The sequence below is a fragment of the Nonomuraea sp. NPDC049129 genome (assembly GCF_040648495.1).
GTDB lineage: Bacteria > Actinomycetota > Actinomycetes > Streptosporangiales > Streptosporangiaceae > Nonomuraea.
The window spans coordinates 331,834-345,571 of the sequence record NZ_JBEZDU010000006.1; the positions used below are offsets into that span (position 1 = coordinate 331,834).

Genomic DNA, 13,738 nt, shown 5'->3' on the forward strand with positions numbered 1-13,738 from the left:
CTGTCAGGTCGGGTATCGCTCCACGCTGACGACCCGCTCGCCCAGCCGGTGCAGGACGGCGAACGCCCCCTTGCGCAGGTGCACGTCCTTGCCGCTGAGCGAGCGGATCAGTTCGGGCAGCACCTTGCCGTGGCTGGACACGGCCGCCGCCGTCCTGAGCTCCGCGACCAGCGCGGGCGTCTTGTCCGAGTCCTGATCTTCCTCGCTGAGCAGCGGCTCGGTCCTGATGTCCCTGCCGTACGGCTGGAGCGTCTGTACGCATCGGAGGCTGGGCGAGCTGACCAGGACCTCGGGACGGTAGGCGGGCAGTACCCGGGCAATGGTCTGCGCCTGGGCCCTGCCGTCCGTGTCGAGGGGGCGCAGGGCGTCATCACCCTTCCACGCCTGCCTGGAGCCGGCGGAGCCATGCCGTACCAAGACAAGAGGGACGGTGGCCAGCGGCGCCGCCTCCAGCGAGTGGAGCAGCCCGGCGTCCCATTCCCAGGTCAGCAGCTCGCGGGCGCGGTCGAGCGGCAGCCAGCGCAGCTCGTCCACCTCGTCGCCGGGGGCGAACGCCTCGCTCTCGTCCGTGGCCTGGGCCGCCCAGTAGTCGACCCGCTTGAGCCGGTCCGTGATCAGGTAGTGGACGGGCGGCAGGGCGCGGCCGAGCGTCGTGACCAGGCCGGTCTCCTCGCGCACCTCGCGCAGCGCGGCGGCGATCACGTGCTCGCCCTGCTTCAGCTTGCCCTTGGGAAAGGTCCAGTCGTCGTAGGCCGGGCGGTGGATGACGGCCACCTCGGGGTGGCGCTCGTCACCGCGCCACACCACGGCTCCGGCCGCGCGGAGCGGGTCAGTCATCAACGCTCCTCCAGCGGCGGGTGCCGATCAGAATGCTCTGCAGGTCCTCGCCCGGATGTCGCACCCAGGTGCCGTCGGAGTTCAGCAGCCACGCGCTCGTCGTGTCGGCGGTGGCGCGGTCCATCAGGTCGATGAGGTACGCCCGGTGCTGCTGGCTGGTCACCTTGACCAGGGCCTCGACCCGGCGTTCCAGGTTGCGGCGCATCAGGTCGGCGCTGCCGATCCACACCTCGGGCCGCCGGCCCAGCCCGAACTCGTAGATGCGGGAGTGCTCCAGGAAACGCCCCAGCACCGACCGTACGCGGATGTTCTCCGACAGGTCCGGGATGCCAGGGCGGAGGGTGCAGATACCCCGCACCCACAGATCCACCTGCACACCGGCCCGGGACGCCCGGTAGAGGGCGTCGATGAGCGGCTCGTCCACGAGGGAGTTCGTCTTGATCCTGATGCGCGCGGGACGGCCCGCCTCCTGGTGCGCGATCTCCCGCTCGATCCTGGCCATCAGGCCGCCGCGCAGCGAGTGCGGGGCGACGAGCAGCCTGCGGTAGGCCGAGTGGTTGGAGTAGCCGGTCAGGTGGATGAACAGGTCCGTGATGTCCTCGCCGACCAGCGGGTCCGCGGTGAGCAGGCCGATGTCCTCGTAGTGCCTGGCCGTCTTGGGGTTGTAGTTGCCCGTTCCGATGTGGCAGTAGCGGCGCAGCTCGCCGGACGGCTCCTGCCGGACGACCAGGGCCAGCTTGCAGTGGGTCTTGAGCCCGACCACGCCATAGACGACGTGGCAGCCGGCCTTCTCCAGCTTGCGCGCCCACTCGATGTTGGCGTGCTCGTCGAAGCGGGCCTTGATCTCCACCACCACGACGACCTGCTTGCCCGACTCGGCCGCGTCGATCAACGCGTCGACGATCGGGGACTCGCCGCTGGTCCGGTAGAGCGTCTGCTTGATCGCCAGGACGTTCGGGTCCTCGGCCGCCGCCTCGATGAAGCGCTGCACGCTGGTGGCGAAGGAGTCGTACGGGTGGTGCAGGAGCACGTCCCGCTCGCGCAGCGCGGCGAAGATGTCGTCGTCGGCCAGCACGGCCTCGGCGGGGACGAACGGCCGGTAGCTCAGCTCGGCCCGGTCCAGGTCGGCGAGGGCGTGCAGCCCGGTCAGGTCGAGCGGCCCGGCGAGCTGGTAGATCTCGTGCGGCGCGACTTCGAGCTCCTCGACGAGCAGGTCGAGCACCTCGGGCGTGATGGTGTCCTCGACCTCCAGCCGCACGGCCGGGCCGAAGCGGCGGTTCTTCAGCTCCCGCTCCAGCGCCTGCATGAGGTTCTCGGTGATGTCCTCGTCGACGTCGAGGTCCTCGTTGCGGGTCACCCTGAAGGCGTGGTGCTGGACGATCTCCATGCCCTTGAAGAGCTGGCCCAGATGGGCCGCGATGACATCCTCCAGCGGGACGAATCTGTCCTTGGAGGCGGTGACGAACCTCGGCAGCTGCGAGGGCACCTTGACCCGGGCGAACACGGTGTGATCGTTAGCCGGATTCCGCACCAGGACCGCCAGGTTAAGGCTGAGTCCCGAAATATACGGAAAGGGGTGTGCGGGGTCGACGGCCAGCGGCGTCAGCACTGGCCGGATCCGTTCTCTGAACAGCTTGCGCAGCTCCGTGCGCTCCTCGCGGCCCAGGTCGTCCCATCTGACGATCTCGATGCCCTCGGTGGCCAGCTGCGGGCAGACCTGCTCGTGGAAGACGGCCGCGTGCCGCTTGGCCAGCGTGTGGGAGATCGCGGCGATCCGGGCCAGCTCCTCGCGCGGTTTCAGCCCGCTCTTCGTCCTGAGCAGCAGTCCGGTGGCCATCCGCCGTTTCAGCCCGGCCACGCGTACCCGGAAGAACTCATCCAGGTTGCTGGCGAAGATGGCCAGGAACCGCACCCGTTCGAGGAGAGGGAGAGAGGAGTCTTCGGCCAGTTCCAGCACACGTTCGTTGAACTGTAGCCAGCTCTCCTCACGGTTGAGGAACCTCTCCTGCGGCAGGGGAAGGTCACTCTCGGGGTGAAGCGGTTCCGCGGACATATGAGAAATATGCCCCATTTGGTTGAACAGAACGTGAACTAAGCGGCAACGGCTTATTCCACCTGGTCAGGTTGCTCCAACCGGGCCGCGCGCTCGACCAGCCGGGCCTCCCGCTGGCGCAGTTTCTCCTCGCGCTCGCGGGCCTTCTCGGCCTCCTTCAGCACCCGCTCGCGCTCCTTCAGCTCGCGGACCCTGGCCTTCTCCGCCTCTTTGAGCTCCCGCTGGCGGGCCTTCTCGGCCTCCTTGAGCTCCTTGTCGCGGGCCTTCTCCAGCTCGCGCAGCTCCTTCTCGCTGGCGCGTGGCACGGCGACGACGGGGTGGGCGCGTCCTGTCGCCGTGATAGCCGGCTGCGGGTTGAGCCCGGTCAGGCCGTTCCAGGCCAGGTTCACCACGTGGGCGGCGACCTCCTCGCGGCCCGGCTTGCGCACGTCGAGCCACCACTGGCCGGTCAGGGCCACCATGCCGACGAGCATCTGCGCGTACATCGGCGCCAGTTTGGGGTCGTAGCCGCGGGAGACGAACTCGTCGGCGAGTACGTCCTCGACCTGGCTGGCGATCTCGCTGATCAGGCTCGCGAACGTGCCCGTGCCCGAGGCGGCGTGCGAGTCGCGCACCAGGATGCGGAAGCCCTCGCTGCTCTCCTCGATGTAGTGGAGCAGCGCCAGGGCCGCCCGCTCCAGCTTGATCAGCGAGTGGGAGGCGGAGAGCGCCTCGGTGATCATGCTGAGCAGCTTCTGCATCTCCCGGTCGACCACGACCGCGTAGACGCCCTCTTTGCCGCCGAAGTGTTCGTAGACCACCGGCTTCGAGACCTGGGCCGTTGCCGCTATCTCCTCGATGGAGGTCCCGTCGAACCCCTTCTCGGCGAAGAGGGTGCGGCTGATCTGGATCAGCTGCTCTCTTCGCTCTCTGCCGGTCATCCGCCTGCGAGATCTGGGTTCGGTCACGGTTTCCATAATGGCGGTGCTCGAAGAAGAGCCCGTCATCAACGGACTGGTCATCAACGAGCCGGAATCAGCCAATGCGCTTCGCCGCCAGGCGTTCGGGGGTCGGCCAGCGCACGTCGTGGACCCAGCCGAGCCGCTCGAAGATCCTGATGACGCCGGCGCTGAGGTCGATCTGACCCTTCAGCGCGCCGTGCCTGGCGCAGGTGGGGTCGGAGTGGTGCAGGTTGTGCCACGACTCGCCGAAGGAGGGGATGGCCAGCCACCACACGTTGCGCGACTTGTCGCGGACCTGGAAGTCCTCCTCACCGAACACGTGGCAGATCGAGTTGATCGACCAGGTCACGTGGTGCAGCAGGCCGATGCGGACCAGCGAGCCCCAGAACAGCGCGGTCAGCGCGCCCTGCCAGGACCAGGTGACCAGGCCGCCGAGGATGCCGGGCAGCAGGAGCGAGGTGAGGGCCAGCGGGCCGAACCACTTGTGCAGCTTGACGACGTCTTCGTCCTTGACCAGGTCGGGGGCGTACTTCTCGCGGTTGGTGCGGTCGGCGTCGAACATCCAGCCCATGTGCGCGTACAGCAGGCCCTTGGACAGCGACTTGAAGCCGGGGCCGAAGCGCCACGGCGAATGCGGGTCGCCCTCCTTGTCGGAGAACTTGTGGTGCTTGCGGTGCGTGGCCACCCAGTCGAGCACGGACATCTCCAGCGAGAGGCTGCCCGCGATGCCCAGCGCGATCTTCAGGGGCCGCTTGGCCTTGAACGAGCCGTGCGTGAAGAAGCGGTGCAGGCCGACGGTCACGCCGAGCCCGCTCACCACATAGAAGACGAACGCGATGACGATGTCGCTCCAGCCGAGACCCCATCCCCACGCGAACGGCACCGCGGCCACGATCGCGATGAGGGGGAGCCCCACCACGAGGGCGAAGGTGATGAGTTCGGCCTTGGTCCGGGGCTCGGGTTCGACGTCGGGCTTCGGTCCTGGGGAGGTGCGCTCGGTGATAACGGTCATGGGCTACCTCTCACGACATGTATGAGGATGAATGTCCTGGCTACGCCACCGTAACCTACGCCATCGTAAGTTAGTAAGACCTAAGCGGCGAGTGTGGCGAAGGCGACTTCTGTCCTATGAGAGGAGTAGCTTCTGTGCCTTGCGGCTTTTCGGGCGGTCTGTTATGTGGCGCGCGCGTGGGCCAGGGATCGGTATCGTAGGAGTGCGTCGGACGCTCAGGTGTCCGATTTAGTCCCGGATCGTCTAATCGGCAGGACAAGTGGTTTTGGTCCACTTTGTAGGGGTTCGAGTCCTCTTCCGGGAGCTTGGAGGCACTCCCCGCCGCTAGCGCGCGAGTGTCGGTTGGGTATCCTCACGGTGTCGGGAGGGTGGCGGTGCGACAGCTGCCGCCCCGAACCGCCCAGCCACAGGGAGCCCCAGTCCGTGAGTGTGCCGCGCCCGGCCGCAGTCATCGTCCTCGCCGCAGGCGAGGGCACCCGGATGAAGAGCCAGACCCCCAAAGTCCTGCATGAGATGTGCGGCCGCACCCTGGTCGACCACATGCTCACCGCCGCTCGCGACCTCGGTCCCGAACGGCTCATCGTTGTCATCGGCCATGCCTCCGAACGGGTCGGCGCGCACCTGGCGGAGACGAGCCCTGACGCGCGCGCCGTCGTCCAACGTGAGCAGCGCGGCACCGGCCACGCCGTCCGCACCGTGCTCGAAGAGCTCGGCACGATCGCCGGCACCGTCCTCGTCACCTACGGAGACGTGCCGCTGCTGCGTACGGAGACCCTCGCCGAGCTGCTCCACCGGCACACGGGTGACGGCAACGCGGTCACCGTGCTGACGGCCGAGGTGCCCGACCCGACCGGCTACGGGCGCATCATCCGCGACTCCAGCGGCGCCGTCCTGGAGATCGTGGAGGAGAAGGACGCCACCCCGGAGCAGCGCGCCATCACGGAGATGAACTCCGGCATCTACGCCTTCGACGGTCTGTTGCTCGCCGACGCCATCAAGCGGGTCTCGACCGACAATTCGCAGGGCGAGGAATACCTCACCGACGTGCTGGCCATCCTGCGGGAGGACGGCCACCGGGTCGGCGCGCACGCCGCCGCCGACTTCACCGAGGTCGAGGGCGTCAACGACCGGGTGCAGCTGGCCGTCGCCCGCAAGGTGCTCAACCAGCGGCTGCTCGAGGGCCACATGCGCGCCGGAGTCACGATCATCGACCCGGCCAGCACGTGGATCGACGTCGGCGTCGAGATCGAGCCCGACGCGGTCGTCCACCCCGGCACGCAGCTGCACGGCCATACCGTCATCGAGGCCGGAGCGGAGGTCGGGCCGGGCTCCACGCTCACCGACACCAAGGTCGGCGCGGGCGCGGTCGTGCGCAACGCGGTCTGCGACCACGCCGTGGTCGGCCCGGAAGCGAGCGTCGGCCCCTACGCCTACCTGCGCCCCGGCACCGTGCTCGGGCACAAGTCCAAGGCGGGCACGTTCGTCGAGATGAAGAACACCCAGGTCGGCGACCGGTCGAAGGTGCCGCACCTGTCGTACGCGGGCGACGCCACGATCGGCGAGGACGTCAACATCGGCGCGGCCGTGATCTTCGTCAACTACGACGGCGTCAACAAACATCGCAGCACGGTGCGCGACGGCGCGTTCGTCGGCTGCGACTCCATGCTCGTCGCCCCCGTGACCGTGGGCGACGGCGCGTACACCGCGGCCGGTTCGGTCATCGACGGCGACGTCCCTCCGGGCGCTATCGGCGTGGCCAGGGCGCGACAGCGCAACATCGAGAAATGGGTCTTGCGCAGGCGCGCGGGCACGAAGTCGGCTGCGGCGGCCGAAAAGGCGCTGGCCGAGCAAGAACAGCAGGAGAGTGGCGCATGACCGAGCTTGCCGAGGTCATCAGTAACAATCGCACCGTGGTCACGAGACCGACGAAGGAGATCTCATGACCAGCATCAAGCAGCCAGGCGAGAAGAACCTCATGCTCTTCTCCGGCCGGGCCTACCCGGAGCTCGCCGAGGAGGTCGCCGAGCACGTCGGCGTCTCCCTCACGCCCACCAAGCTGATCGACTTCGCCAACGGCGAGATCTACGCCCGCTACCTCGAATCCGTCCGCGGCTGCGACGCCTTCGTGATCCAGAGCCACACCGGGCCCATCAACCAATGGATCATGGAGCAGCTCATCATGGTCGACGCGCTGAAGCGGGCCTCCGCCAAGCGCATCACCGTGGTCATGCCGTTCTTCGGCTACGCCCGGCAGGACAAGAAGAGCCGGGGCCGCGAGCCGATCACGGCCCGGCTGATGGCCGACCTGTTCAAGACCGCGGGCGCCGACCGGCTCATGTCGATAGACCTGCACACCTCGCAGATCCAGGGCTTCTTCGACGGCCCGGTCGACCACCTGTTCGCCATGCCGGTGCTCGAGAGCTACCTGAAGAACCGGCTCGACCTGGCCAACACCACGATCGTCTCGCCCGACACCGGCCGGGTCCGGCTGTCGGAGCGCTGGGCCGACACGCTCGGCACGCCGTTGGCCTTCATCCACAAGCGCCGCGACCTCGACGTGGCCAACTCGGTGAAGGTCAACGAGGTCGTCGGCAAGGTGCGGGGCCGCACCTGTGTGCTGATCGACGACATGATCGACACCGCGGGCACCATCTGCAAGGCCGCCGACGCCCTCTACGAGCAGGGCGCCACCAACGTGATCACCGCCGCCACCCACGCGGTGTTCTCCGATCCCGCGGTCGACCGGCTGAAGAACTCCCGGATCTCCGAGGTCATCGTCACCAACACCCTGCCGTTGTCCCAGGCCAACAGGTTCGACAAGCTCACCGTCCTGTCGATCGCACCGCTGATCGCGCGCGCGATCACCGAGGTCTTCACCGACGGGTCGGTCACCAGCCTGTTCGAGGGCGACACCTGAGCCGGTAGACTTTTACGGTTGCGTTCGTAACGCCTTCCGCTAGGGCGGGTGAGGGGGAACGCAAATCCCGCAAAGCATCCCTAGGAGATGTCGTGTCTGAAGTACGTATCGCCGCCGAGCCGCGCACCACGTTCGGCAAGGGCGCCGCTCGCAAGATCCGTCGTGACAACAAGGTGCCCGCGGTCCTCTACGGCCACGGCACCGACCCCAAGCACCTGACGCTGCCCGGCCACGAGGTACTCCTCGCGCTGCGCACCGCCAACGTGCTGATCCACCTCAAGGGCGACGGCGTCGACGAGCTCGCGCTGCCCAAGGGCGTTCAGCGCGACCCGATCAAGGGCTTCGTCGAGCACGTCGACCTGCTCCTGGTCCGGCGGGGCGAGAAGGTCACCGTCGACATCCCGGTCACCACGGTCGGCGCCGTCAACTCCGAGGGCCTGCTCGACCAGCAGCTCGTCTCCGTCTCGGTCGAGGCCGAGGCCACCCACATCCCGACCGGCGTCGAGGTCGACGTCGAGGGTCTGGTGATCGGCACCGTGATCACCGCCGCGGACCTCAAGCTGCCTGAGGGCTCCACGCTGATCGCCGAGGGCGAGACCGTCATCCTCCAGGTCATCCCCAAGCCGGTCGAGGAGCCCACCGAGGCCGAGGCCGAGGCCGCCGAGGCTGCCGCGACCGCCACGGTCACCGAGGAAGCCGGCGAGTAACCACCGCTGTTCGGCGACGGGGCAGCCGGTTGGCTGCCCCGTTTCGCTTGAGGGAGACACGTTAAGGAAGGCACATGGACCGCTGGTTGATCGTCGGGCTCGGCAACCCGGGCGCCGAATACGCCGGCAACAGGCACAACGCGGGCTTCATGGTGCTCGACGAGCTGGCCGCCAGGGCCGGCGGGCGGTTCAAGGCGCACCGGAGCCGGGCCGAGGTCCTGGAGTCCAGTCGCGCGGTGCTGGCCAAGCCGCTGACGTACATGAACCTTTCGGGCGGCCCGCTCAAGGCACTGTCCGACTTCTACAAGCTCGGCCCCGACCGGCTGATCGTGGTCCACGACGAGCTCGACGTCCCCTACGGCGCGCTGCGCGCCAAGTTCGGCGGCGGCGACAACGGCCACAACGGGCTGAAGTCGATCACCAAGGTGCTCGGCACCCGCGACTACCTGCGGGTCCGCTTCGGCATCGGGCGCCCGCCCGGCCGCATGGACCCAGCCGCCTACGTGCTCAAGGACTTCGCCACGGCCGAGCGCAAAGACCTGGGCTTCCTGGTCGACCGGGCGGCCGATGTGGTGGAGTCGCTGATGGAGCGTGGGCTCGAGACCACGCAGAACGAGTTCCACCGCGCCGATCTGCACATTTCCGGCCCTCCTCGCTGACCATCGCATAGAGGCGTTCGCGGTTTCCCACGCGTCGCTCAGCGCTACGATCTGGTGACTGTCTGTTGATCATCGGTCACGTGGAGGATTCGTGCGCGACGGCGATGGGCTGCTGACCGCTGTCCGGTCCGGCCACGCCAGGTCCGGGCGGCCCAGTCCGCACCTGCCCCCTTGGATACGCGCCTACCGTGTGCGCACCATGCTCGGCGACTTCCTGTGCGCGGGGGCGGCGTCCGGGTTCGCGTTCTTCGCCAGGTTCGGCGGTGTCACCGCCTACGCCGCGCCGTACCTCATGGTCAGCATGGTCCTGCCGGTGCTGTGGATCTGCACGGTCGCCTTCAACCGGGCCTACGAGCCGCGCATGCTCGGCATCGGCTCCGAGGAGTTCCGCCGCGTCGTGCAGTGCGGCGTCGCGCTGACCGCCGCGACGGCCATCGGCTCCTACGTGACCAAGACCGACATCGCCCGCGGCTACGTGGTCCTCGCCCTGCCGCTGGTGACACTCCTCACTCTTTTCTGCAGGTACGCCCTGCGCCGCTCGCTCCACCGGCGCCGGGCGGCGGGCGCGTGCATGCGCAAGGTGGTGGCCGTCGGGCACGCCTCCGCGATCGCCGAGCTGGTCCACCTGTTCCGCAGGGAGCCCTATCACGGCATGGAGGTCGTGGCCGCCTGCCTGCCCGACGACGCGCCCGGTGAACGGGTCGGGGAGGTGCCCGTCGCGGGCGGCTTCAGCGACGTGTCGATCGTGGTCGACCAGTCCGGCGCCGACACCGTGGCCGTGCTCGCCTGCCCCGAGATGGACGGCCAGGCGCTGCGGCGGCTGGCCTGGCGGCTGGAGCGCACCCGCACCGACCTGGTGGTCGCCCCGGCGCTGATGGACGTGGCCGGGCCGCGCACGATGATCCGGCCGGCCGCCGGGCTGCCGCTGCTGCACGTCGAGCACCCCGAGCTGGCGGGGGTCAGGCAGCTGGTCAAGAACGGTTTCGATCGGGTGGTGGCCGCCCTGCTGCTGGTGTGCCTGGCTCCGTTGCTGGGCGGGCTGGCGCTGGCCGTACGCGTGACCAGTCCCGGGGCGGCGCTGTTCAAGCAGATCAGGGTCGGCAAGGACGGCCGGCCTTTCATGATCGTGAAGTTCCGCACGATGCGGCGCGGCTCGGAGCAGCAGAAGATCACCCTCGTCAGCGACAGTGATGGTGTGCTGTTCAAGGTCCGCAACGATCCCCGGGTGACGCCGCTCGGCACGCTGATGCGGCGGCACTCGCTCGACGAGCTGCCGCAGCTCATCAACGTCGTGCTCGGGCACATGTCGCTGGTCGGGCCGCGCCCGCCGCTGCCGGAGGAGGTCGCCCGCTACGGCGACGACGTCCGCCGGAGGCTGCTGGTCCGACCTGGTTTGACCGGTCTATGGCAAGTCAGCGGAAGATCCGACTTGTCCTGGGAGGAATCGGTCCGCCTCGACCTGCGTTACGTGGAGAACTGGTCTCTCATGCTGGATCTACAGATTCTTTGGAAAACCTGGTCGGCCGTCGCCCGCGGGCAAGGAGCTTATTGATGACGATTCGGGACGACCATGCCCTCGCTGCCGATCTGGCGACGGAGGCTGGCGAGCGGTTGCTGGAGGTTCGCCGGCGTACCGGTTTCGCCGACGCGTCCGCGTTGCGGGCCGAGGGCGACCGTAGCGCGCACGTCTTCCTGATGGAGTCGCTGGCCCGGCTGCGGCCGAGCGACTGCGTGCTCTCCGAGGAGGCCACCCGCGAGGAACGCCTCGACCCACGCAGGCAGAGCGCCTCACGGGTGTGGATCGTCGACCCGCTCGACGGCACCCGCGAGTTCTCCGAGGAGGGCCGGTCCGACTGGGCCGTCCACGTGGCGCTCTGGGAGCAGGGCGCGCTGAGCGCGGGCGCGGTGGCGCTGCCCGCCCAGGGCCGCACCCTCACCACCGCCGAGCCGCCCACGCTGCCCACCTTTGACAAGGGCCGCTTCCGCATCGCGGTCAGCCGCACCAGGCCGCCCGAGTTCGTCCAGAAACTGGCCTATCTGGTCGGCGCCGACCTCGTGCCGATCGGGTCGGCCGGGGCGAAGATCTCCGCCGTGCTCACCGGAGAGGTCGAGGCGTACGTGCACGCCGGCGGCCAGTACGAGTGGGATTCGGCCGCGCCCGTCGCCGTCGCGCAGGCGGCCGGGGCCCACGCCAGCCGCATCGACGGCTCGCCGCTGACCTACAACCAAGCCGACCCCTCACTACCAGATATCCTTGTTTCCCTACCTGACTTGGCGTCTGCCCTGCTCGCCGGGATTCGGGACCTGCATCGCTGAAGGCCGGAGGAAGCCCCTATGCTCCAGCGCGACTACACGACGTCGCAGCTCGACGTACTCGAAGCCGAGGCCATTCACATCATGCGTGAAGTGGCGGCGGAGTTCGAGCGCCCCTGTCTGCTCTTCTCGGGCGGCAAGGACTCCATCGTCATGCTGCGGATCGCCGAGAAGGCGTTCTGGCCGGCACCGATCCCGTTCCCGCTGATGCACGTCGACACCGGCCACAACTTCGACGAGGTCATCGAGTTCCGTGACCGCCGTTCCGAGGAGCTGGGCGCCCGCCTGGTCGTGGCCAGCGTGCAGGATTCGATCGACGCCGGGCGCGTGGTCGAGGAGACGGGCCGCCGCGCCTCGCGCAACCGCCTGCAGACCACCACGCTGCTCGACGCGATCGAGGACCAGGAGTTCGACGCCGTCTTCGGCGGTGCCCGGCGTGACGAGGAGAAGGCCCGCGCCAAGGAGCGGGTCTTCTCCTTCCGCGACGACTTCGGCCAGTGGGACCCCAAGAACCAGCGCCCCGAGCTGTGGAACCTCTACAACGCGCGGATCCGCAAGGGCGAGCACATCCGGGTCTTCCCGCTGTCCAACTGGACCGAGCTCGACATCTGGGACTACATCCGGCGCGAGGGCATCGAGATCCCGTCCATCTACTTCTCCCACACCCGCAAGGTCTTCGAGCGCGACGGCATGCTGCTGCCCGACTCCGAGGTCGTCAAGCGGGGCGATGACGAGCCGCTGTTCGAGGCGGTGGTGCGCTATCGCACAGTGGGCGACATGACCTGCACCGGGGCCGTGCAGTCCACGGCCGCCACGGTCGAGGAGATCATCGAGGAGATCGCGGTCACCCGGATCACCGAGCGCGGGGCCACCAGGGCCGACGACCGCGCCTCGGAGGCCGCCATGGAGGATCGCAAGCGGGAAGGCTACTTCTAAACCCATGGACATTCTGCGTTTCGCGACCGCGGGAAGTGTCGACGACGGCAAGTCCACCCTGATCGGCCGCCTGCTCTTCGACTCCAAGGCGATCTTCGAGGACCAGCTGGAAGCGGTCGAGCGCACCTCGCGCGACCGCGGCACCGAATACACCGACCTGTCGCTGCTCACCGACGGCCTGCGGGCCGAGCGGGAGCAGGGCATCACGATCGACGTGGCCTACCGCTACTTCGCGACGCCGCGCCGCAAGTTCATCATCGCCGACACGCCCGGCCACATCCAGTACACCCGCAACATGGTCACCGGCGCCTCCACCGCCGACCTGGCGATCATCCTCATCGACGCGCGCAAGGGCGTCCTTGAGCAGTCGAGGCGGCACGCCTTCCTGACCACGCTCCTGCGGGTCCCCCACCTGGTCCTGGCCGTCAACAAGATGGACCTGGTCGACTACTCCGAGGAGCGCTTCGAGGAGATCCGCGAGGAGTTCACGGCCTTCGCCTCGAAGCTCAACGTGGCCGACCTGACGTTCATCCCCATCTCGGCGCTCAACGGCGACAACGTGGTCTCCCGGTCCGAGAACATGCCCTGGTACCACGGCTCGTCCCTGCTGCACCACCTGGAGAACGTCCACATCGCCTCCGACCGCAACCTGGTCGACGTGCGCTTCCCCGTCCAATACGTGATCCGCCCGCAGCGGGCCACCGACCACGCCTTCCACGACTACCGCGGCTACGCGGGGCAGGTGGCGGGCGGCGTGCTCAAGCCCGGCGACGAGGTCGTCCACCTCCCCTCGGGCCTGGCCACCCGGATCGCCTCGATCGACACCTTCGACGGGCCGGTGGAGGAGGCGTTCCCGCCCATGTCGGTGACGCTCCGCTTCGAGGACGACATCGACATCTCGCGCGGCGACATGATCGCCCGGCCCAACAACCAGCCGCAGGTCGCGCAGGAGATCGACGCCATGATCTGCTGGATGGCCGACAGCGCCAAGCTGGCGCCGCGCTCCAAGCTCGTGATCAAACACACGACGCGGACCGCTCGGGCGCTCGTCCGTGACCTGCACTATCGGCTCGACGTCAACACGCTGCACCGCGACGAGACGGCCACCTCGCTGTCGCTCAACGAGATCGGGCGGGTGTCGTTGCGGATCACCCAGCCGTTGTTCGTGGACGACTACTCGCGTAACCGGCTGACCGGTGGGTTCATCCTGGTGGACGAGTCCACGAACGCGACCGTCGGGGCCGGCATGATCATGGATCTGCGGTAGCCGACTGATTCATGGCGGGCGTCCGGCGGGCTGGGCGCCCGTGTCGGCGCGCCTGCGGCTAAGGGTTTGGCACAAGCGTCCGGTGGGCCGGGCGCT

12 protein-coding genes and 1 tRNA gene are annotated in these 13,738 nt (G+C 68.4%); 9 read left to right on the forward strand and 4 right to left on the reverse strand.

The features are described 5' to 3' along the window. Nucleotides 1–3: 3 nt before the first annotated feature. The 4 genes from AB0B64_RS21110 to AB0B64_RS21125 form a co-directional block, all read right to left on the reverse strand. Nucleotides 4–837: an NUDIX hydrolase gene (locus AB0B64_RS21110; protein ID WP_358179189.1), complete on the reverse strand. Its 834-nt coding sequence runs from the start codon at nucleotides 835–837 to the stop codon at nucleotides 4–6. Next, the gene (locus AB0B64_RS21115; protein WP_357943914.1) at nucleotides 830–2,890 is read right to left on the reverse strand and encodes an RNA degradosome polyphosphate kinase; all 2,061 of its coding nucleotides are present in this window, start codon (nucleotides 2,888–2,890) and stop codon (nucleotides 830–832) included. Before AB0B64_RS21115 ends, AB0B64_RS21110 begins: the two co-directional genes overlap by 8 nt. A 53-nt stretch (nucleotides 2,891–2,943) precedes the next feature. Further along, nucleotides 2,944–3,810, reverse strand: coding sequence for a TetR family transcriptional regulator (locus AB0B64_RS21120; protein ID WP_357944594.1), 867 nt, complete (start codon nucleotides 3,808–3,810; stop codon nucleotides 2,944–2,946). Between the two features lie 94 nt (nucleotides 3,811–3,904). Further along, a complete protein-coding gene (locus AB0B64_RS21125) occupies nucleotides 3,905–4,843 on the reverse strand; it encodes an acyl-CoA desaturase (protein ID WP_357943915.1) in 939 nt (312 codons plus the stop codon). Nucleotides 4,844–5,075: 232 nt separating this feature from the next. On the opposite strand from AB0B64_RS21125, the gene AB0B64_RS21130 reads away from it, so the two are divergent. The 9 genes from AB0B64_RS21130 (at nucleotide 5,076) to cysN (ending at nucleotide 13,642) form a co-directional block, all read left to right on the forward strand. Next, a tRNA-Gln gene (locus AB0B64_RS21130) sits at nucleotides 5,076–5,147 on the forward strand. 119 nt (nucleotides 5,148–5,266) lie between these two features. Beyond that, nucleotides 5,267–6,718 (forward strand): bifunctional UDP-N-acetylglucosamine diphosphorylase/glucosamine-1-phosphate N-acetyltransferase GlmU, encoded by a 1,452-nt coding sequence (glmU, locus tag AB0B64_RS21135; protein WP_358179191.1) that lies wholly within the window; start codon nucleotides 5,267–5,269, stop codon nucleotides 6,716–6,718. A 64-nt stretch (nucleotides 6,719–6,782) separates the two neighbouring features. After that, complete coding sequence (locus tag AB0B64_RS21140; protein ID WP_357943919.1) at nucleotides 6,783–7,760, forward strand: ribose-phosphate diphosphokinase; 978 nt, start codon at nucleotides 6,783–6,785, stop codon at nucleotides 7,758–7,760. 92 nt (nucleotides 7,761–7,852) lie between these two features. Next, the gene (locus tag AB0B64_RS21145; protein ID WP_225296327.1) at nucleotides 7,853–8,467 is read left to right on the forward strand and encodes a 50S ribosomal protein L25/general stress protein Ctc; all 615 of its coding nucleotides are present in this window, start codon (nucleotides 7,853–7,855) and stop codon (nucleotides 8,465–8,467) included. 74 nt (nucleotides 8,468–8,541) lie between these two features. Continuing rightward, nucleotides 8,542–9,126, forward strand: a complete 585-nt coding sequence (gene pth / locus AB0B64_RS21150; protein WP_357943921.1) for an aminoacyl-tRNA hydrolase — start codon at nucleotides 8,542–8,544, stop codon at nucleotides 9,124–9,126. Nucleotides 9,127–9,325: 199 nt separating this feature from the next. Beyond that, on the forward strand, nucleotides 9,326–10,678 hold the full coding sequence (locus AB0B64_RS21155; RefSeq protein ID WP_358179445.1) for a sugar transferase: 1,353 nt from the start codon (nucleotides 9,326–9,328) through the stop codon (nucleotides 10,676–10,678). Then, on the forward strand, nucleotides 10,678–11,442 hold the full coding sequence (locus AB0B64_RS21160) for a 3'(2'),5'-bisphosphate nucleotidase CysQ (protein WP_357943923.1): 765 nt from the start codon (nucleotides 10,678–10,680) through the stop codon (nucleotides 11,440–11,442). The genes AB0B64_RS21155 and AB0B64_RS21160 overlap by 1 nt, the downstream gene beginning before the upstream one ends. Nucleotides 11,443–11,460: 18 nt before the next feature. Further along, nucleotides 11,461–12,375, forward strand: coding sequence for a sulfate adenylyltransferase subunit CysD (gene cysD, locus AB0B64_RS21165; RefSeq protein ID WP_357943925.1), 915 nt, complete (start codon nucleotides 11,461–11,463; stop codon nucleotides 12,373–12,375). Between the two features lie 4 nt (nucleotides 12,376–12,379). Further along, nucleotides 12,380–13,642, forward strand: a complete 1,263-nt coding sequence (cysN, locus tag AB0B64_RS21170; RefSeq protein WP_357943927.1) for a sulfate adenylyltransferase subunit CysN — start codon at nucleotides 12,380–12,382, stop codon at nucleotides 13,640–13,642. Nucleotides 13,643–13,738: the final 96 nt, after the last annotated feature.